Source organism: Deinococcus sp. HSC-46F16 (assembly GCF_024171495.1).
Lineage (GTDB): Bacteria > Deinococcota > Deinococci > Deinococcales > Deinococcaceae > Deinococcus.
The window spans coordinates 184,207-202,044 of the sequence record NZ_JALJZW010000001.1 but is presented as its reverse complement, the minus strand read 5'-3'; the positions used below and the strand labels follow the sequence as shown (position 1 = coordinate 202,044).

At 73.0% G+C, this 17,838-nt stretch carries 21 protein-coding genes; 4 read left to right on the top strand and 17 right to left on the bottom strand.

Annotation, left to right across the window (positions count from 1 at the left end):
• Positions 1-32 precede the first annotated feature (32 nt).
• Entirely contained in the window at positions 33-785 is a 753-nt protein-coding gene (locus L1280_RS01135; RefSeq protein WP_253580178.1) for a succinate dehydrogenase iron-sulfur subunit, read from the top strand.
• A 68-nt stretch (positions 786-853) separates the two neighbouring features.
• Here the strand turns inward: L1280_RS01135 and L1280_RS01130 are convergent, their stop codons facing one another.
• The 8 genes from L1280_RS01130 to L1280_RS01095 are packed head-to-tail and all read right to left on the bottom strand — an operon-like array spanning position 854 to position 7,270.
• Positions 854-1,345, bottom strand: coding sequence for a hypothetical protein (locus L1280_RS01130; RefSeq protein WP_253580177.1), 492 nt, complete (start codon positions 1,343-1,345; stop codon positions 854-856).
• Positions 1,346-1,399: 54 nt separating this feature from the next.
• Positions 1,400-1,939 carry a cyclin-dependent kinase inhibitor 3 family protein gene (locus L1280_RS01125; RefSeq protein WP_253580176.1) on the bottom strand — a complete coding sequence of 180 codons (540 nt, stop codon included), beginning with the start codon at positions 1,937-1,939 and terminating at the stop codon, positions 1,400-1,402.
• Positions 1,936-2,928: a porphobilinogen synthase gene (hemB, locus tag L1280_RS01120; protein WP_253580175.1), complete on the bottom strand. Its 993-nt coding sequence runs from the start codon at positions 2,926-2,928 to the stop codon at positions 1,936-1,938. The genes L1280_RS01125 and hemB overlap by 4 nt, the downstream gene beginning before the upstream one ends.
• A 53-nt stretch (positions 2,929-2,981) precedes the next feature.
• The gene (locus L1280_RS01115; RefSeq protein WP_253580174.1) at positions 2,982-3,224 is read right to left on the bottom strand and encodes a hypothetical protein; all 243 of its coding nucleotides are present in this window, start codon (positions 3,222-3,224) and stop codon (positions 2,982-2,984) included.
• A 2-nt stretch (positions 3,225-3,226) separates the two neighbouring features.
• Positions 3,227-3,811: a transcriptional regulator gene (locus tag L1280_RS01110; RefSeq protein ID WP_253580173.1), complete on the bottom strand. Its 585-nt coding sequence runs from the start codon at positions 3,809-3,811 to the stop codon at positions 3,227-3,229.
• Positions 3,808-4,023 carry a hypothetical protein gene (locus L1280_RS01105; protein ID WP_253580172.1) on the bottom strand — a complete coding sequence of 72 codons (216 nt, stop codon included), beginning with the start codon at positions 4,021-4,023 and terminating at the stop codon, positions 3,808-3,810. Before L1280_RS01105 ends, L1280_RS01110 begins: the two co-directional genes overlap by 4 nt.
• A complete protein-coding gene (locus L1280_RS01100; protein WP_253580171.1) occupies positions 4,020-4,385 on the bottom strand; it encodes a DUF3208 domain-containing protein in 366 nt (121 codons plus the stop codon). The genes L1280_RS01105 and L1280_RS01100 overlap by 4 nt, the downstream gene beginning before the upstream one ends.
• A complete protein-coding gene (locus L1280_RS01095) occupies positions 4,385-7,270 on the bottom strand; it encodes a hypothetical protein (protein WP_253580170.1) in 2,886 nt (961 codons plus the stop codon). Before L1280_RS01095 ends, L1280_RS01100 begins: the two co-directional genes overlap by 1 nt.
• Before the next feature lie 117 nt (positions 7,271-7,387).
• On the opposite strand from L1280_RS01095, the gene L1280_RS01090 reads away from it, so the two are divergent.
• Positions 7,388-8,095 carry a hypothetical protein gene (locus L1280_RS01090; protein ID WP_253580169.1) on the top strand — a complete coding sequence of 236 codons (708 nt, stop codon included), beginning with the start codon at positions 7,388-7,390 and terminating at the stop codon, positions 8,093-8,095.
• An 89-nt stretch (positions 8,096-8,184) separates the two neighbouring features.
• On the opposite strand, the gene L1280_RS01085 is transcribed toward L1280_RS01090, so the two are convergent.
• Positions 8,185-9,117: a diacylglycerol kinase family lipid kinase gene (locus L1280_RS01085; RefSeq protein WP_253580168.1), complete on the bottom strand. Its 933-nt coding sequence runs from the start codon at positions 9,115-9,117 to the stop codon at positions 8,185-8,187.
• A gap of 91 nt (positions 9,118-9,208) precedes the next feature.
• Here L1280_RS01085 and L1280_RS01080 point away from each other — a divergent pair, with 91 nt between their 5' ends.
• Positions 9,209-9,544, top strand: coding sequence for a DNA-binding protein (locus tag L1280_RS01080; RefSeq protein ID WP_253580167.1), 336 nt, complete (start codon positions 9,209-9,211; stop codon positions 9,542-9,544).
• A 7-nt stretch (positions 9,545-9,551) separates the two neighbouring features.
• Here the strand turns inward: L1280_RS01080 and wecB are convergent, their stop codons facing one another.
• The 5 genes from wecB to L1280_RS01055 form a co-directional block, all read right to left on the bottom strand.
• Positions 9,552-10,697, bottom strand: coding sequence for a non-hydrolyzing UDP-N-acetylglucosamine 2-epimerase (wecB, locus tag L1280_RS01075; protein WP_253580166.1), 1,146 nt, complete (start codon positions 10,695-10,697; stop codon positions 9,552-9,554).
• A 59-nt stretch (positions 10,698-10,756) separates the two neighbouring features.
• Positions 10,757-11,914 (bottom strand): MraY family glycosyltransferase, encoded by a 1,158-nt coding sequence (locus L1280_RS01070; protein ID WP_253580165.1) that lies wholly within the window; start codon positions 11,912-11,914, stop codon positions 10,757-10,759.
• Between the two features lie 79 nt (positions 11,915-11,993).
• Positions 11,994-12,617 carry a uracil phosphoribosyltransferase gene (upp, locus tag L1280_RS01065; RefSeq protein ID WP_253580164.1) on the bottom strand — a complete coding sequence of 208 codons (624 nt, stop codon included), beginning with the start codon at positions 12,615-12,617 and terminating at the stop codon, positions 11,994-11,996.
• A gap of 38 nt (positions 12,618-12,655) precedes the next feature.
• Entirely contained in the window at positions 12,656-13,498 is an 843-nt protein-coding gene (locus L1280_RS01060; RefSeq protein ID WP_253580163.1) for a phosphotransferase, read from the bottom strand.
• Positions 13,499-13,562: 64 nt separating this feature from the next.
• Positions 13,563-14,609 (bottom strand): HD domain-containing phosphohydrolase, encoded by a 1,047-nt coding sequence (locus L1280_RS01055; protein ID WP_253580162.1) that lies wholly within the window; start codon positions 14,607-14,609, stop codon positions 13,563-13,565.
• A gap of 58 nt (positions 14,610-14,667) precedes the next feature.
• Here L1280_RS01055 and L1280_RS01050 point away from each other — a divergent pair, with 58 nt between their 5' ends.
• Positions 14,668-15,411: a YkgJ family cysteine cluster protein gene (locus tag L1280_RS01050; protein ID WP_253581054.1), complete on the top strand. Its 744-nt coding sequence runs from the start codon at positions 14,668-14,670 to the stop codon at positions 15,409-15,411.
• Positions 15,412-15,510: 99 nt separating this feature from the next.
• On the opposite strand, the gene L1280_RS01045 is transcribed toward L1280_RS01050, so the two are convergent.
• From L1280_RS01045 to L1280_RS01035, 3 genes are all read right to left on the bottom strand, one after another.
• Positions 15,511-15,882 carry a phospholipase A2 gene (locus L1280_RS01045; protein ID WP_253580161.1) on the bottom strand — a complete coding sequence of 124 codons (372 nt, stop codon included), beginning with the start codon at positions 15,880-15,882 and terminating at the stop codon, positions 15,511-15,513.
• Between the two features lie 98 nt (positions 15,883-15,980).
• Positions 15,981-16,931, bottom strand: coding sequence for an electron transfer flavoprotein subunit alpha/FixB family protein (locus tag L1280_RS01040; RefSeq protein WP_253580160.1), 951 nt, complete (start codon positions 16,929-16,931; stop codon positions 15,981-15,983).
• Complete coding sequence (locus tag L1280_RS01035) at positions 16,928-17,689, bottom strand: electron transfer flavoprotein subunit beta/FixA family protein (RefSeq protein ID WP_253580159.1); 762 nt, start codon at positions 17,687-17,689, stop codon at positions 16,928-16,930. The genes L1280_RS01040 and L1280_RS01035 overlap by 4 nt, the downstream gene beginning before the upstream one ends.
• Between the last annotated feature and the right edge of the window lie 149 nt (positions 17,690-17,838).

Below are 17,838 nucleotides of genomic sequence, written 5' to 3'. Positions count from 1 at the left end.
GTCTTGCCCTCCCCCACCCCAGAGGAACAGACATGGCAGAACAGCACATTCCCCTCGATACCCACACCACGCCCCCCATGCGCGTGAATGTCAAGATTCTGCGCTTCAACCCGGAAACCGACAAAAAGCCCCACTGGGAAACCTACCCGGTGGAGGCGCAGGCCAGCGACCGCGTGCTGGACGTGCTGAACTATGTCAAGTGGTACGTCGAGCCCACGCTGACCTTCCGGCGCTCGTGCGGGCACGGCATCTGCGGCAGCGACGCGATGATGATCGCGGGCCGCAACCGCCTGGCCTGCAAGGTGCTGCTGCGCGACGTGGTCAAGGACGGGGGCACCCTGACGGTCGAGCCCATTCGCGGGCTGAAGGTCGAAAAAGACCTGCTCGTGGACATGGACCCCTTTTTCGACTCGTACCGGGCGATCATGCCCTACTTCATCAACGAGTCGCCGCCGCCCGCCGGGGAGCGCCTCCAGTCGCCCGCGCAGGCCGACCGGATGCAGCACTCCAGCAACTGCATCCTGTGCGCGTGCTGCACCACCTCCTGCCCGATCTTCTGGGTGAACGGCTCGTACCTCGGCCCGGCCGCCATCGTGCAGGCGCACCGCTTCATCTTCGACAGCCGCGACGAGGCCACCAACCAGCGCCTGAACATCATGAACCAGAACACCGGCGTCTGGCGCTGCCGCACCGCCTACAACTGCACCGAAGCCTGCCCCCGCGACATCCCGATCACCACCATCATCGAGGAAGTCAAGCGGGCGGTGATGTACCAGCAGTCGTAAGGGAATCGGTCAGGAAGAAGGAGCAGAGGCCAAAGCTTCTGCTCCTCTTTCTTGTGCTGACCACTTCCTCAAAACTGCAGCACGTACCGCACCCCGTCCTCGCCCCGGCACTCCCCGAAGCCGCGCTCCCGCTCGTCCACGGTCAGGGTGCAGGTCAGGGTTCGGGGCGAGGGGCCAGCGGTGCGGGCGATCAGGCTGCCTGCGCGGAGGGTCCCCTGGGGCTGTGGGGCCGGGCCGAGGCGGGCGCCCCAGCCGAAGGTGGTGCCGCCCGTGCCCGCCGTACCGCCCACCGCCACACTGAGGGCCAGGGGCGCGGGCGCGGTGGCGAGGGTCCCGTCCAGTACGGTCGCGCGGCCCGTGTAGGTCTGCCCGCCGATGCTGAGGGTCACATTGTTGGCCCCCGTCACGGCCAAGCCGGGGCGCAGGCTGCCCGCCGCGAAGGTGACGGTGCCCTCCTGCCCGGTCGCGGCATTGACGACGCGGCCCGGCGGCGTCGCCGTGAAGGCGGGCGCACAGGAGGCCAGCAGCGCGGCGAGGGCCACGGCAGCAAACTGTTTCATGGCCTCAGCGTAGTCCGGCGCGGCGGGAGCTTGGTGATACCCGCCACACCGGGGTTACAGCTCAGCGAAGTCGTGAACGAAACGGGCCTGCGCCTCCGTCTCGATGGCCCCCTTGCGGGCCTCGCGCACGCGGAGGGTGGCCTGCTCGGGCGGCATCCCCGCGCGGACGAGCAAGCAGGCGGCGACCAGCCCCGCGCGGCCCAGTCCGCCCCGGCAGTGCAGAACGACGGCGCGGCCGTCCAGCAGGTGCTCCATCAGCTCGTCGAGAAACGAATTGAAGGTGTCGAGGTCGCGCGGCACGTCCACGTCGCGGATCGGGCAGCCCACCAGCGTCAGCCCGCGCCCCGCGACCCGTTCGTGGTAGTCGGGGATGCCCAGCAACTCGAATTCGTGGTCTTCGAGCAGGGGCGCGATGACGGTAGTACCCTCCTGCGCGAGTCGGCTGAGGTCGGCGTCCAGGTTGCGCTCGTGGGTCACACCAGGCTGATACAGACTCTCGCCCTTCTTGCCGGGAGCGATGGTCAGGCCCAGGCGACCCGGCCATAGGCCCGTATCTACCCAGTCCACCCGCAGCGGGGACGTGGCGCTGGTCATGCGCCCACCTCTTCCCGGAGCCATCGTGCCGCATCCAGGGCGTGATAGGTGATGATCGCGTCGGCCCCGGCGCGGCGCATCCCGGTCAGGGTTTCGAGCACGGTGCGGCGCTCGTCCATGTACCCGGCCTGGGCGGCGGCCTTGATCAGCGAATACTCGCCGCTGACGTTGTAGGCGACCAGGGGCAGGTCAAAGTGCTCGCGCAGCGCCCGCAACATGTCGAGATAGGCCAGCGCGGGCTTGACCATCAGGAAGTCGGCGCCCTGCTCGGCGTCCAGCCGGGCTTCGCGCAGGGCCTCGCGCTCGCCGCCCGCCGGGTCCATCTGGTAGGAGGCGCGGTTGCCCACGCTGGGGGCGCTGCCCGCCGCGTCGCGGAAGGGGCCGTAGTAGGCGCTGGCGTACTTGACGGCGTAGGCCATAACGGGCACGTGCTCAAAGCCCGCCGCGTCCAGCGCCGCCCGGATCGCGCCGACCTGTCCGTCCATCATCGCGCTGGGAGCCACCACGTCCGCCCCGGCGCGGGCCTGCGAGACGGCGGTGCGGGCGAGCAGCTCCAGCGCGGCGTCGTTGTCCACCGTCCAGTCGCCCTCCCCCGTCTGGCACAGCGGGCCGCAGTGGCCGTGGTCGGTGTACTCGCACAGGCAGGTGTCGGCAATGACGGTCACGCCCGGCACCTCGGCCTTGATCGCCGCCGCCGCCCGCTGAATCACGCCCCCCTCGGCGTAGGCGCCACTGCCCTGGGGGTCTTTCTGGGAGGGGATACCGAAGAGGATCACGCTGAGGATGCCCAAGCTCAGCGCCTCCCGCGCCTGGGCGACCGCCCCCGCGACCGAGTGGCGGCTCACGCCCGGCATGGTGGCGATGGGGGTCTCGGTGTCTTCCTCGTGGACGAAGATGGGGTGGATGAAGTGGCGGGCCGAGAGGCTTACCTCGCGGGTCAGGGCACGCAGGCCAGCGCTGCGGCGCAGGCGACGGGGACGCTCCAGCATGGGAGGCAGGCTAGCGCAGCGGGAATGCCCGGAATGGAACGCGGGGCAGCCCATCAGACGACAAAGGCCCGCACCCCCCGCGCCAGACACGCCCGCAGCAGGTTCTGCCGGGTCCGGGCGACGACCTCCGGGTCGGGGTGGGCAACCGCGATGACCACGCGGGAGCGGCCCGCCGCGTCCTGACCGCGCTCCAGGCTCAGACGGGCTTCACCCGGCACGTCCAGCAGCGCGGCGAGGGTGGTCTCGTCGGGCGGCTGCGGCAGGGTGACGTATTCGCGGACCTCTCTCCCATCCACTGTCAGGCGTGCCCAAGGCGGTCGGCGGCCTCCCGCGCGGCTTGTTCACCCCAGACGTGGGCGGCCACGGCAAGGGCCGCGTGCAGGGCGGGCAGGCCGGAGGGGGTTGTCGTGAGGAGGCCGTCGGTGACCACCTCGCCGGGGCGCACGTCGGCCGGGGTATAGCCCCAGAGCGTGTCCGCGAGGTCGGCGGGGCCACCCACTACCCGGCCCGCCAGGGTGCCCGCCGCGCCGGGAAGCAGCAGGCCACCGCCACTCGCGCCCGTGGGCAGCGCCGCGTGCCTGGCGAGAAACTCGCGCAGCAGGGGATCGCGGGCCGCCCTCGCCGCGCCGGGACCACCGGGAATCAGCAGGGCGGCGGGTTCGGGCAGCGCGGCGTACAGGACGTGGGGCGTGCTCACCAGCCCCCCGGCGGTCACGATGCTCACCCGCGAGCGGCTGACCGTGCGGGTCGCGCCCTCGCCCCCGCACAGGCGGCAGACGGCCACCATGATGCCGAGTTCCAGCTCACTGACCCCGGCGTAGACGGGAATGGCGACGACGGGACCTTCGGGAGCGGTCCCCTCCCCAGCAGGCACCTCGGTCATGGCCGCAGCCGCTCCACCCGGTAGCCCCGGCGGGCGTGGGGGGGGCCGACCTCGCCCTGTTTCAGCAACAGGTCGGCGGCCTCGGCGGACAGGCGCTCGACCTTCACGAGGTAACCGCGCAGGGTTTCCGGCGCGTCGAAGCGGCGGGGGTGGGGGTCGCCCTCCACGCGCAGGTCGAGCCAGTCGGGGCCGTGCTGCTCGGGGTCGGTCATAGCTCGCGCAGGTCCTCCCACAGTTGCCAGCCTACGCCGGGCGGGGTGGCGTCCAGCAGCGGGTTCAGGGCGTGGCTGGCGGCCTCGGCATGGGCGTGCAGAGCGTCTGCGCCGGGTTTTTCCTCGTACAGGCGCAGCACGGTGAACTGGTAGAAGGTCTGGGAGGCGGTCGGCTCGCCGTTCTCGAAAAAGGCGAAGGGCGGCTGCACCGCGTCCCACAGCACGTGCGCGTCGTCGAGGTCGTGGGGCAGGTACTGTTCGAGGTCCACGTCCAGGCTCTCGGGGTGCCACAGGTAGCCTTGCAGGAGTCGCACGGCAGCGCGGCCCCCGGCCGGAACGCTGGACTCTTCGGGAGAGGTCATCAGGGGGCAGCATACCCGCTGGCCCCCTCGCCCGTCCCGGAAGAAGCGGTCTCCAGCAGCACCAGCGCGTCGCCCACCCGCCACGGCCCCGCCTCCCAGCCGGGATGCAGCGCCCGCAGCACGCCTTCCGGCTGGGGGTGCCGCCCCTCCAGTGCCCGCCCCGCCTCGCGCCACACGCCGGGCCGAAAGGGAGCCAGCGCGGGGTCGGCGGCGAGCGCCCCGCGCAGCCACCGCAGGGTGGGCAGGCCGTCCCGGATGGTCGCGCGGGCCTCCAGCGCCAGCAGCCCCGCCGTCAGGCCGGGGTCGGCGTCGGGGGGGCCGGGCAGCCCGGTCTGCACGCGGCGCAGCAGCGCTTGGGCGCGGTTGATGTGCCCCAGCGCCTCCTCCTCCCGCCCCCCCCGCAGCAGCGCCTCGGCGTGCAGGGCGTGGGCCTGCGCCCCCGCGTAGGGATGGTCGGTCAGGTCCAAGGCCCGCCCGGTGAATTCCAGCGCCCGCCGGGGGTCGGGGTCAGCCAGGGCGCGGCTGAGCCACTGGTCGAAGCGCAGCACCTCCTCCCGGTCGCCAGGGGCGGCGGGGGCCGCGAGCAGGTGGTCGAGCAGGGCGCGGGCGTGCGCGAGGTCGGGGTGGTCGGTGGCTGGTCCGGCGAAGGGCTGGAGATAGGGCAGCCCCACCCCGCGCGTCAGGTAGGCCAGCGCGACCCGGTAGTCGGTGCGGCGGGTGCGGTAGGCGGCCTCCGGGCGGCGCGGGCCGGGGCGGGCGAGCAGGCGGCGGGCGGAGGCGGCAAGCGACAGCGCCTCGTCCGGGCGGGCCAGCGCGAGCAGCAGCGGCACCCCCTCGCTGAGCAGCCGGGCGCGGGGGACCGCGTCGCCGTCCCAGGAGCCGTCGGGGAGCATCGCCAGGGCCGAGCGCCAGCGCTCCAGGCCCTCGGCGGGGCGGCCCAACCTTCGCAGGGCGGTCGCGGCGCGGGCCAGGGCGCGGGCCTGCTCCTCGGCACTGCCGCCCGCCGCCTCCAGCCGCCCGGCCGCTTCGGTCAGGGCCTCCAGCGCCCCGTGGGGCTGGCCCAGGCGCAGGCGCAGGTCGCCCTCCTGGTAGCGGGCGCGGGCCGAGAGCAGCGGGCTGGACCCCGGCACCCCGCGCAGGCCGCGCAGCGCCGCCTCCCAGTCGCCCCGGTCCTTGGCGACGAGGCCGCGCCACAGCTCGGCCCGCGCTCCTCCCGCCGCCGTGCGCGGGTCGGTGACGGCGCGGGTGGCCGCCGTCAGGTCGCCGCGCCAGCGGGCCAGAGCCGCCTCCACGAGCAGGGCGTCCGCCTGCGCCGCCGCCTGCCAGGGGTCGGGGGGACCGGCGAGGGCCGAAGTCAGGTCGGGGTGGTTCAAGCCCGCCTCGGCCGCCTCGAAGTTGCCCGCGTCCACGCTGCTTTCTGCCAGTTTGACCCGCGCCCACGCCCGCACCGCCGCCCGCCCGGATTCGAGCAGGGTGAAGAGGGCGTCCCGTGCGCCGGGGTCGTCGTACTCGCCGCGTCCGGCGTGGTGGGCGGCGACCGCGCGGGCCAGCGCTTCGCGCACCTCGCCCGCCGCGCCCCGGCGCACGCGCGGCCACAGGGAAGGGAGGTGCCGCGCCTCGTCGGGATGGGCCGCGAGCCAGCGGGCGAGGGCCTCCCACTCCCCCAGCCCCGCGAACGCCGCCAGACGCGCCCCGGCGAGGGCCGGGTGGGGCGGCGCGGCGGTCAGGCGGCGTCGGGCCGCGTCGCGCTCGGTGGCAGGTACCCCGGCGAGGGCGGCGGCGAGGGCCGGGGCCGGGGTCCACCCCTGCGGGTGCGGGTGCAGCAGGGCGCGGGCGTGGGGGGGCAGGGCCGACACCTCCTCCCCCAGCGCCGACGCGAGGGGTTCGGGGCACAAAACCCCGCCCTCCAGCGCCGACACCGCCGCCGCCAGCCGCCGCACGTCGGGGTCGGCGAGGAGGCGGGCGGGGGGGGCCGCCGGGTCCGGCTCGCCCCCCGCCGCCAGCAACGCGAGGCGGTCGAGGTGCCGCCCCGTCTCGCGCACGAGCGCGTCCGCCCGCTCGCGGGACACCCCCAGCCGCGCCATCAGGTAGGCTCGCGCCTCGGCGGGGGTGGGGGGTCGCAGGTCGATGATCTCGGCCACGCCGGGGGGCAGTCCGGCCGCGTCCTCCAGCGCGAGCAGCACCGCCACGCCGGGCGGCGCGAGGCGCAGCAGGTGCTCGGCCGCCCACGCCGCCGGGGTCAAGGGGCCGTCGGGCGAGCGGGGCGGCTCGCCCCCGAAGCGCACGTCCGACGTGACCCGCGCGAGCAGCACCCCCGGCGCCGGGGGCAGGGCGCGGCGGGCCGCCTCAGCTTGCGCCGCCGCCTGCCCCGCCCAGGAGGTGCCCGCCGGGATCAGGCCCAGCACCTCGGCTACCTCCCCGTCCAGACCCAGCCGCCGCAGATTCAAGCCCGGCACCTCCTCCAGCGCCCGCTCCAGATGGTCGAGCAGCACCGTCTTCCCAGCGCCGGGCCGCCCGGTCACGACCAGCCGGGGCGAGCGCCCGGCCCGCACGCCAGCCAGGAACTGCTTGTAGGCGCGTTTCTTGGCGCGGCCCAGCAGCTCAAGTTCGGGAGGCAGCGGGGCGGGCGGGGCCGGGTCGGGGGAAGAAACCTCCAGCGGGCGGCCCGCCTCCCGCGCGAGGTCGGCCAGGATGCCGCGCAGCAGCGCCTTGTCGCGGGCGGTGCCCACGCCGCGGTAGACGATGTTGCGCAGCGCGGCCGGGTTGCCACCCCGCTCGCGCAGCTCGGTCTCCAGCCAGCGCAGGCTGCCGCGCACGCCCCGGCCCGGCTCATGGCAGGGGGGCAGGTGCACGCGCAACTCGGCCAGGGTCGCCTTCCAGTCCACGGTGGGGCGAGCCTAGCACCCCCCCCGGCACCTGACGGGCGCGTCAGGCAGGCGGCGCCGGGGCGTGTGTATACTCGGTCCAGTTTTCCCACAGTTCAGACCCCAGGAGGAACCCCCATGTCCCAGAAGTTTGCCGTGCCTGTCCTCGTGACCCTCGCCCTCGCCGTGGCCGGAAGCGCCTCCGCGCAGTCGCTCGCCGCCGCCCAGTCCCTGTACGACCAGGGCAAGTGGCAGGAGGCCGCGACCGCTGCCGCTGCCCTGAAGACCAGCGCGGGCTACGCCCTGGCCGCCGAGGCCACCACCGCGGGCGCGGGCCTGAGCGCCGAGAGTGCCAAGAAGGGCCTGTTTCAGAAGGCGCAGGACTACGCCCGTCAGGCGATCGGCGCCGACAAGAACAACCCCGACGCCTACTTCGAACTCGCCCGCGCCCAGGGCCGTCTGGCGCAGTACAGCGGCATCCTGAACAGCCTGGGGCTGGCGGGCGACATGAAGAAGAACCTCGACACCGCCATCAAGCTGCGGCCCAACATGGCCTCGGCCTACGTGGCGCTGGGGCTGTGGCACGCCAACCTCGTTGCCAAGGGCACGGTGGCGACCCTGGCGACGGGCGCGAAGCGCAACCAGATCAACCCCAACTTCGAAAAGGCGATCGCGCTGGAGCCGGACAAGGCCGTCCACCGCATCGAGTACGCCAACGCGCTGCTCCTTCAGGGCAACAAGGCGGGCGCCCGCGCCCAGCTTGAAAAGGCCGTGGCTCTGCCCGCCGACACCTTCTGGGAAAAGCGCGACCTGGAGCAGGCGCGGAAGACCCTGGCAGGGCTGTAAGGGTCGCCAGCTTCCAGACACCCGCTCCAAACTTCAAGATGCTCCGGCCCACGCTGGAGCATTTTTTGCTGGCGGCCGGGAGCTGACCGCTATCCCAGCAGTGCCACCGCCCCCGGCAGCACCTCCACGCGCACCCCCGTCGCCCGGCCCACCACGTCGCCGTCGAGGTGCAACCACGTCGGCCGCGCCCAGGTCAGCTCGGCCACCCGGCCCGCCCGGTGGTGGACGCCGGGGTCGCCCAGGTGACGCCCTGGCAGCACCAGCGCCATTAGCCGCAGCACCTGCCGCCGCCCCAGCGGGCCGCTGACGACCACGTTGAGCTGCCCGTCGCGCGGGTCGGAAGCCGGGCTGATGTGAAAGCCGCCCCCGTAACGGGTGCCGTTCATGGCGGCGGCCAGGATGCTGGGGCCAGCGTAGAGGCGTTCGCCCTCCACCTCGGCCGTGACGGGCGTGAGGGTCAGGTGCCGCAGGGTGGTCAGCGCGGCCCAGGCGTAGCGCCCCAGCCCCGGCAGCCACGCGGGAGCCTCCGGGAGCCGGGCGGTGAGCTGCGCGTCGAAGCCCATGCCCAGGCCGTTGAGCAGCAGCCGCGTCTCGCCCACGCCGCCCTCCCCCTGCACGGTCACGCGCAGGGCATCCACCGGCCGGGGCGACCCCGCGAGCCGCGAGAGGGCCGCCCGGAAGTCCCCCGGCTTGAGGCCCAGCATCCCCGCGAAGTCGTTGCCGGTGCCCAACGGAATGACTCCCAGGGGCCGCCCGGTCCCCACCAGCGCGGGCAGCAGTGCCCCCACCGTGCCGTCGCCGCCCACCGCGAGCACTGCCACGCCGGGGGGCAGCGCCTGCACCCGCGCCAGCGCCGCCGGACCATTCGCCTCCTGAATCACCTCGTACTCCAGCCCGCGCACCCGCAACTCGGCTTCCAGCCGGGGCCAGGTGCGCCCGGCCAGGCCCCGCCCGGCGGTGGGGTTGAGGACGACGGCGTAGGACCGCCCGGAAGGGGAAGACGGGGAAAGTGCCTGAGTCACGCTGCCTCCAGCATAGGGCGCGGTGACACCGTTCCAACAAAGGGGCAACGGGGGCTCACCCGCCGGGCGCGAGCGCCGCCGATGCTGGGGCATGAGCCAGAAGAAGCCCGACCTCCGCATTCCCCGACAGGTGCAGGACAATGCCGCGCTGGGCCTGCGCCTGCGCGACGAACACGGCTACGGCGGCACCGAGGTCGGTGAGCACATGGCCGAGAAACTGGCTGCCGGGGGCGACCTCTCGCCGGAGGAGGTGCGGCACGTCGCCCAGTATTTCCCCCGCCACGCGCACGACAGCCTCGATCAGACCGGGGAAGACGGCGGCAAACCCTCGCGCGGCTACATCGCCTGGCTGCTGTGGGGCGGCGACGAGGGCCGAGCGTGGAGCGAGCAGGTCAGCGCCCGACTTGACAAGGCAGAAGACAACTGACCGCCTCCTACGCCCAGTCTTCCGGCCGCTGCGCCAGCCCGAAGTGCCACGCCACCGCCGCCGCGATGCGCCGCGCCGCGTGCCCGTCCCCGTAGGGGTTGCGGGCCGAGCGCATCCGGGCGAGTTCGCTTTCGTCGGAGAGCAGGCGATTTAGCACCGCGCGGAGGTTCTGCGGGTCGTTCCCCGCCAGGGTCAGCACGCCCGCCTCCAGCCCCTCGGGGCGCTCGGTGACGTTGCGGAGGACCGCGACGGGCACCCCCAGCGCCGCCCCCTCCTCCTGCAAGCCCCCGGAGTCGGTCGCCAGCAGCGCCGAGGCCGCCATCAAGGGAGCCATCTGCGCGTAGTCGAGCGGGTCGGTGAGTTCAAAGTTGGGCAGGCCCGACAGCGCCGGGCGCACCGCCTCCTGCACCGCCGGGTTGAGGTGGACCGGGTAGACGAAATGGGTGCCCGGATGGGCGCGGGCCACGTCCGCGAGGGCCTCGGCCATCTCGCGCATCATGGGCAGGTTCTCGCGGCGGTGCATGGTGACGGTCACCAGCCGCTGCCCGCCGTCCAGTTTTGCCCGCCACTCGGGGCGCAGCGGCACCCGCCCGGCGACCTCGCGCACCGCGTCCACGGCGGTCTGCCCGGTCACGAAGAGGCCCAGCTCGCCCTTGCCCTCCCGGCGCAGGTTCGCCGCGCTGCCGGGGGTGGGCGCGAAGTCGAGGTCGCTGAGCACCCCGGTCAGGCGGCGGTTGGCCTCCTCCGGAAAGGGTTCGCGCATGCTCCCGCTGCGCAGCCCCGCCTCCACGTGCCCCACCGGAATCCCCTCGTAAAAGGCGCTGAGGGCCACGCAAAAGGACGTGGTCGTGTCCCCGTGCACCAGCACCATGTCTGCCCCCATCTCGCGCAATTTGCGCCCCGCCTGCGGCACGATGCGCCCGGTGAGGTCGGCCAGCGTCTGCCGGTCGGTCATGACCTGCAAGTCCTCGTCGGGGGTCAGGCCGAAAACGGCGAGCGCCTCGTCCAGCATCTGCCGCTGCTGCCCAGTCGAGAGGATCAGGGGCGTCAGGCCGGACTGCGCGGCGATGGCCGAGTACACCGGGGCCATCTTGGTGGCTTCCGGGCGCGTGCCGAAGGCGAGGACGATGCGTTTGGCGGCGGGGTGGATCATGGGGGCTCCAGGCGTCAGAAGATGGCCCCGTCGGGGCGGGGCAGGGCGAAGGGTGGAACTTAGCGGTGGTCGCCCGAGGGGGCGGGAGGCACCGGACGGACCGCTTCACGGCCGTGTGCCCGCACCCGGCGGTGCGCGACGAACCACAGGCAGAAGGCACAGGCGGCCACGGTGCCCGCGATGGCAGCGAGGGGCACCCCCTGCGCCAGCATCCCGATCACGCCGCACCACAGGGCGACGATCCACAGGATCACGGCGGTGCGCCGGGCACTGGAGGTGCGGGCCAGCACCCGGTGGTGGATGTGCGTCTTGTCGGGGTGCCCCAGCGGATTGCGGATGCCCCGCGCCAACCGCCCGATCACGACCTGCGTGGTATCCAGAATGGGCAGGGCCATCACCAGCAGCGGCACCAGCAGGCTGGCCCCCGCGCTGAACTTCAGGGTGCCCAGCAGGCTCACGGCGGCCAGCGTGTAGCCGAACAGGTACGCCCCCGCGTCTCCCATGATGATGCGGCTGGGGTTGAAGTTGTGCCGCAAGTAGCCCAGCGCCGCCCCCGCCAGCCCCGCGAGCAGCACGACCGCCGCCGCCCGGTCGGGAAACTGCGCGGCGGTGACCAGCAGCACCATGCTCGTCACGAAGCCCACGCCGCCCACCACGCCGTCCACGCCATCCATCAGGTTGACGGCGTTCGTCAGGCCCACCACCCACAGGATCGTGAGGGCCACGCTCAGCGGCCCGTTCACCGCGTCCGGCAGCACCGGCAGGAAGGGAAGCGCGTTGAAGTCGAGCGTCAGCCCGTTGACGACCAGCAGCACCGCCGAGAGCGCCTGCACGACCAGCCGGAACAGGGGCGAGAGGCCGAACTGGTCGTCGATAAAGCCCGTCAGCACCAGCACCGACGCCCCCAGCAGGATCGCCAGCACCTGGATGTTGACCTGTTCGATCACGATGGGCCGCAGCGCCCACGCCACGACCACGCTGACCAGAAAGCCCGCGAAGATCGCCAGCCCGCCCGCGTTGGGCAGCGGCTCCTTGTTCAGCCGCCGCTCGTTGGGTTGGTCCGCCCACCCCACCTTGATGGCGAACTCGCGCACGCGCGGAATGAACCGCCAAGTGAACAGCCACGCGGTCAGAAAGGTGAGCAGCACGCTCAGAAAGCCGCGCCCGGTGGGGTTGGCGATCCCCAGGGCGGCGGCGAGGTCCATCAAGGAATCCATAAGCTGACGGGATTGTAAGGGTCAGGCATGAGGAAGACGACCGACGAAAGGTGCAGGCCGCCCTCCCCCCGCGTCTCCCCTACTTCGTCCCGTAAATGCGGTCGCCCGCGTCGCCCAGCCCCGGCACGATGTAGCCGTGGTCGTTGAGGCGCTCGTCCACGGCAGCGACCACGATCTCCACGTCGGGGTGGTCGCGCTCGATGACGGCCACGCCCTCGGGGGCCGCGAGGATGCACATCAACTTGATGCTCTGGGCACCCGCCTCCTTCAAGGCCGTGATCGCCGCGCTCGCGCTGCCGCCCGTGGCGAGCATGGGGTCGGTCAGGAAGACGCGGCGCTCGGCGATGTCGGCGGGGAGCTTGTTGTAGTAGGCGACGGGTTGCAGCGTTCCGGGGTCGCGGTACATCCCGATATGCCCCACCTTGGCGGCGGGCACGAGGTTCACGATCGCGTCCGTCATGACCAGCCCGGCCCGCAGGATGGCGACGAGCGCGAGCTTCTTCCCGCTGAGCATCGGGAACTCGCCCTCCTCGATGGGGGTCTGGAGGCGCGTAGGCGTCATCTCCAGGTCGCGCATCGCCTCGTAGGCGAGCAGCATGGACACCTCGGCGGCGAGTTCGCGGAACTCCTTGACGCCGGTGTGCACGTCGCGCATCAGGGAGAGTTTGTGCTGAATGAGGGGATGGGTGACGGCCGTGAGCATGGCCCCACGATACCCGCCCGGCGGTAGCTGCCCCAGACCTACCCCGGCAGCCGCGCCAGCACGTGCCGCGCCAGCCGCTCCTTGACCGGCCGCTGGCGGTCGAACTCGTAGGGTTCGTTCATCAGGAACCAGTACAGGTCGTGCAGGTAGGTGTGCGCGAGGTAGGCCCGCAGCCGGGTCAGGGTGACGGGGGCGTGGTCGGGCAGAAAGGTCAGCGCCGCGTTCAGGCTCTCTCCCGGCGGCAACAGGTCGAGGGTGCCCGTCTTCAGGAGGGCGAGGTCGCGCAGGGGGTCGTCCCAGCCCGCCTTCGTCCAGTCGATGACGAGGACCTCGCGGCTGGCCCCGTCGGCCGGAATGGGCGGCGTGATCAGGATGTTGTCGTGCCACAGGTCGAGGTGGCAGAACGCGGCGGGCTGGTCCAGCAGGCCGCGCTCCAGCGGCTCCTCGACCGCGCCGAAGAGGTCGTCGAGGGGATAGGCCGCCAGCGCCGAGCGGAAGCGCCGCAGCCGCTCGCGCACCCGGCGCAGGTCCACCTGCCCCGCCCGCTCCTGGTGCAGCGCCCGCAGAATCTCGCGCAACCTCGGCAGCGCGGCGGGAACGTCGGCGGCGGTGAGGGGCCGCCCCGGAAAGCGGCGCAGAATCAGGGCCTCGACCCCGTCGGCCTCCACCGCGTCCACGACCCAGGCGCCCAGGTCGGCGCGGCGCATGTTCCCGGCCTCCAGGCGGTGCTCGCCGCGCTGGGTGCGGTACACCTTGACGACCACGTCGCCGCCCGCCGCCGCGTACACCCGGCTCTGCATCCCCGCGTCCATCGGGGTCAGGGGACCGAAGCGGGCTTCCAGCACGGGGAAACGGTGGGATGGCAGGCCGCCCAGGGTCACGCGGGCATCATAGCGGGGCCGGGCCGGGCCGGGCGGGACCGTGGCCCCGCGTGACCGGGGACGTTCAGGCCTCCGCGCCCGCCGGGGCGGGGGGCAATCCGGCGAGCAGTTCCACGAGTTGGGGGTCCAGGGCCGTGCCCGCCTGCGCCTGCACCGCCGCGAGGTTTCCGTCCGCGTGGGCCGAGGCGTTCGCCACCGCGAGGAGGCGGGCATACAGCGGAATATCCTCGCCGGAGAGTCCATCAGGCTCGCCCGACCCGTCCCAGCGCTCGTGGTGGTGCCGGATGGCCCGCTGCGCTTCGGCGAGGTGCGGAACACTGTGCAGGAAGTTGGCCCCCACCTGCGCGTGTCCCGGCTCGCCGTGAATCTTGCCGAAGTCGTGCAGCAGGGCGGCGTACCACAGCTCCTCGCGCTCGCGCGGCGAGAGGCCCGCCGCCTCTCCCAGCCGCACGGCCGTCTCCGCGACGGTCTGCCCGTGGCCCAGCGCGTCGAACTCCAGGCTTTCCACGGCCTCGACCACGGCAGAGGCAATCTGGCGGGCCGTCTGCCGCCACTCGCGGCGGCTTTCCAGGACGGCGACGAGGGGGGCGACCGCCCCTGCCCAGGAGGTGACCGCCGACTGCACGGCCGGACTGAGGGACGTGCCCGCCGGGCAGTCCAGCACCAGCGCCCCCAGCGTGCGCCCGTGGTCGGTCAGCGGCACCACGAAGGTCAGCGGCGCCTGCCGCGCTCCCGCCGCCTCCAGCCGGGCGAGCGCCTCCGGGGGATTGGCCGCGTAGAGGTCGCGGTCCTGGAGAAGCTGGGGGCGACCGCCTGCCGTCACCCACGGCCCTTCCAGCGTGGCGCCCACCAGGGTGCGGGGGTAGCCGTAGGTGGCCGCGACGGGGGCGGCGCCACGGCCCAGCACCGCGTAGCCCCTTACCTCAACGCCCAGCAGCGTGGCGGCGTGGGCGAGCGCCCCTTCCAGCACACTCGCCGCACTCGGCCGTGCGAGCAGGCCCGCGAGCAGGGCGGCCGCGTCGGCAGGAACGCTGCCGGGGGCCGGAGAGGGCGTGACAGGAGCAGCCTCGGACCCGGAGGGAGGCTGCGGCGGACGGGGGCGCCTGAACACGTTGCGGCGAGTATACCCGCGCTACCCTGCCCCGGTGACGCGCCCACGCCCCACCCCCCTGGCCCCTGCCCCGCCCCCCGCTGCCCGGTTCCGCCCCGTCACGGCGGCGGTCGAACGCGGTTACGCTCGCTACGCGCGGCAGGCCGAGGGGTGGCTCGCCCGCTACCGGGAGCGCGGGGGGCGCGTGTACTGCGGCGCCGGATGCTTCGCGTGCTGCGACATGCCCATCCGGGTGAGCCTCGCCGAAGCGCTGGTGACGGCGGCGGCGCTGGACGAGGCGGCAGCGGCCCGTGTGGAGGCGCATGCCCGTCAGGTTTTGCACAACGCCCGCACCGCCCCCGACGAGGAAACCTATGTGGAGCGCCACCGCCGCGAGGTGGGGTTTTGCCCGCTGCTCGACCGCCAGACGGGGGGGTGCAGCCAGTACGCCGCCCGCCCCACCCGCTGCCGCGACACTTTCAGTGCGCTGCCCGCCCGCTACTGCGCTGCCGGAACCTGGGAGACCCTGACCCGCCGCGAGAAGGCCGACTACGCCCGCGAGGTCGCCCGCACCCCCGGCACCGACGGCGAACTGCATTACGTGGCGCCCCTGGAACACCTCTCCGAGCCGATCTGGGCCGCCGCCGCTCGCGCCATGCGCCAGGAGTGGGGCCTGGAGGTCTGGGGCGACTTCTGGACGCTGACCACCCTGGCCCGGCGGGGGGATTTCATGGAACGGGTCGTCCGGGGGGACGCCCGTGGCGCGTGGCAGGCCGCGCGGCGGGCCGGGCTGGCGCACGAGGTGGTGCTGGAGATCGGGTAGGGGAAGTCGCCAGCTTCCAGCCAACAGTCGCCAGCAAAAAAGCTCCAGCAGAAGCTGAAGCCTGAAAGCACGGGCGACGGATTCCTGGCGACTGGCGACTTACGTTCCCGGCGCGAACCGCGTGTGCCCCCGCACCCGGACCGCCCGGTAGTACGCCTCCGCCGCCGAGAGGCAGGCGGGCCGGGCCGCCAGGGCCTTGCGGGCACAGATCGCCCGCAGGTTGACGCGGAAGGCCTCGTCGCTGGCCCGGCGGTTGGCGGCGGTGGGCTCCAGCACCCGCAGGTTGTGGTACGCGAAGTCGTGCACCACGCATGCCGGGGCGAAGTCGTCGCGGTAACCCAGGCCGAGGCCCTGCGGGGTGCTGCACCCGTTGTTCTCCCAGTCCAGGGCGGGCCACAGCGGCTCCAACCGGGGCCGCGCCGCCGCAAACGCTTCCGGCGTGCCCCACCCCAGCCGCTTGACGACCGCCACGGGACCGTCCTCCTGGCTCGGCACGGACGGAAAGAGTGCCGGGGCACACGACCCCAGCACTCCGGCCACTAGCACCAGTCCGGCGCGGCGCACAGCGTTTACTTGCGGGCCGCCTCGATCAGGGCGGGCACGATCTGGTTCACGTCGCCCACGATGCCGTAGTCGGCCACCTTGAAGATGGGGGCCTCGGCGTCCTTGTTGATCGCCACGATGTACTTGCTCTTGCCCATGCCCGAGAGGTGCTGCACCGCGCCACTCACGCCCAGCGCGACGTAGGCCTTGGGCTGCACGGTCTTGCCCGTCTGGCCGACCTGCTCGGCGTAGGGCCGCCAGCCCGCGTCCACGACCGCGCGGGTCGCGCCCACGCCCGCCCCGATGCGGTCGGCGAGGCCTTCCACGTAGGCCGAGAAGTTCTCGGGGCTGCCCACCCCGCGCCCGCCCGTCACGATCACGTCGGCTTCGGTCAGGGCCACGCGGCTGGACTTCTCCACGCTCTTGCCCGTGACCTCCACGCGGGGAGCCGGGAGGTCCAGTTCCACGTCGTACTGCTCGCCTGCCGCCCCAGCGGCCTGCGCGGGGGCGAACGAGCCGGGCTTGACCGTCACCACGATCACCGGGGCCTCGGCCTCTACCGTCTCGGTCACGCGGGCGAGGTAGGTGTAGCGCTGCGCTTGCAGGGCCGCGCCGTTCGCCTTCAGGCTGATCGCGTCTTCGAGGTAGGGAGCATCCAGCCGCACGGCCACGCGCGGCGCGAACTCGCGGCCCGAGCGGCTGCCGCCGATGATGACCGTATGCGCCTCGCCCTCCTGGGCGATCTGGGCGGTCGCGGCGGCCCACAGCTCGGCGTTGTACTGCGCCAGCGCAGGCAGGTCGGCCACGAGCACCTGATCGGCGACGGCGGCGGCGGCGTTCGCCACGTCGGCGATGCCCTGGCCCAGGACGAGGAGAGTGACAGGACCTTCACGCCCGGATTCCCGAGCGGCAGTGACCATTTCGAGGGTGGCCTTGGCGAGCTGGCCGCCCGCGTGTTCAGCGACGATCAGGATCATGCGAGCACCTTCGCTTCGTTGCGCAGGAGGTTCAGCAGTTCGGCGGCGGCGGCCTGCGGGTCCTTGCCGTCGATCATCTTGTTCAATCGGGCGCGGGTCTGGATCTCGCTGCCCACCACGCGCACAGTCGGCGCCGTACCGTAGGTGTCCAGCGTGTCCTTGCGCAGCTCCTTCTTCTTGGCCTTCATGATGTTGGGCAGCGTCGGGTAACGCGGCTCGTTGAGGCCCTGCTGGGTGGTCACCACGGCGGGCAGGGAGGCGCGGAAGCTCTCGTTGCCGTCGTCCACGTCGTGACGGCCCGTCAGGGTCTCGCCGTCGAGGGCCAGTTCGTTGGTCCAAGTGAGCTGCGGCCAGCCCAGGCGTTCGGCGGTCGCCGCCCCCAGCGCCTGGCTGTCCCAGTCGGCCTCCTGCCCGCCGACCAGAATCAGGCCCGCGCCTTCCGCCTGCGCCACCTGCGCGACGAGGCGGCTCAGGGCGATGGGGTCGAGCTTCTCGTCGGTCTCGACGTGGATGGCCCGGTCGACGCCCATCGCCAGGGCGGTCCGCAGGGCGTCCTCGACCCGCTTGGGACCGACGGCCAGCGCGACGATCTCCTCGACGGCGGCGCCGCCTTCGCGCAGGCGCAGGGCTTCTTCCACGCCGTACTCGTCCATGCCGTCGATCACCAGGGTCGCCCCCTCCAGATCGACGTGGCCCCCGCTGATCTTCACGCGGGCCTCCGCGTCAGGCACTTGTCTTACCAGGGTCAGGATCTTCATATGGCCTCCAGAATAAAGCGGGGTGGGGCTACGCCCTCCCCCTCGTCGCTACAGTTTGCCGTTCGCTGTCCAGGGCAGACGGACCCAGGGGACCTTCCCCGCTCCTTGAACTCGGTGCAAGTTTAGCAGGCCCTCACAGGGACGCGGCA

Excerpts from the sequence above, each read along its gene's own strand:
- L1280_RS01035 (WP_253580159.1), bottom strand. The coding sequence starts at position 17,689 with ATGAAGATCCTGACCCTGGTAAGACAAGTGCCTGACGCGGAGGCCCGC.
- L1280_RS01080 (WP_253580167.1), top strand. The coding sequence starts at position 9,209 with ATGAGCCAGAAGAAGCCCGACCTCCGCATTCCCCGACAGGTGCAGGAC.
- L1280_RS01110 (WP_253580173.1), bottom strand. The coding sequence starts at position 3,811 with ATGACCGAGGTGCCTGCTGGGGAGGGGACCGCTCCCGAAGGTCCCGTC.
- upp (WP_253580164.1), bottom strand. The coding sequence starts at position 12,617 with ATGCTCACGGCCGTCACCCATCCCCTCATTCAGCACAAACTCTCCCTG.
- L1280_RS01125 (WP_253580176.1), bottom strand. The coding sequence starts at position 1,939 with ATGACCAGCGCCACGTCCCCGCTGCGGGTGGACTGGGTAGATACGGGC.
- L1280_RS01070 (WP_253580165.1), bottom strand. The coding sequence starts at position 11,914 with ATGGATTCCTTGATGGACCTCGCCGCCGCCCTGGGGATCGCCAACCCC.
- L1280_RS01135 (WP_253580178.1), top strand. The coding sequence starts at position 33 with ATGGCAGAACAGCACATTCCCCTCGATACCCACACCACGCCCCCCATG.
- wecB (WP_253580166.1), bottom strand. The coding sequence starts at position 10,697 with ATGATCCACCCCGCCGCCAAACGCATCGTCCTCGCCTTCGGCACGCGC.
- L1280_RS01105 (WP_253580172.1), bottom strand. The coding sequence starts at position 4,023 with ATGACCGACCCCGAGCAGCACGGCCCCGACTGGCTCGACCTGCGCGTG.
- L1280_RS01100 (WP_253580171.1), bottom strand. The coding sequence starts at position 4,385 with ATGACCTCTCCCGAAGAGTCCAGCGTTCCGGCCGGGGGCCGCGCTGCC.
- hemB (WP_253580175.1), bottom strand. The coding sequence starts at position 2,928 with ATGCTGGAGCGTCCCCGTCGCCTGCGCCGCAGCGCTGGCCTGCGTGCC.
- L1280_RS01090 (WP_253580169.1), top strand. The coding sequence starts at position 7,388 with ATGTCCCAGAAGTTTGCCGTGCCTGTCCTCGTGACCCTCGCCCTCGCC.
- L1280_RS01040 (WP_253580160.1), bottom strand. The coding sequence starts at position 16,931 with ATGATCCTGATCGTCGCTGAACACGCGGGCGGCCAGCTCGCCAAGGCC.
- L1280_RS01130 (WP_253580177.1), bottom strand. The coding sequence starts at position 1,345 with ATGAAACAGTTTGCTGCCGTGGCCCTCGCCGCGCTGCTGGCCTCCTGT.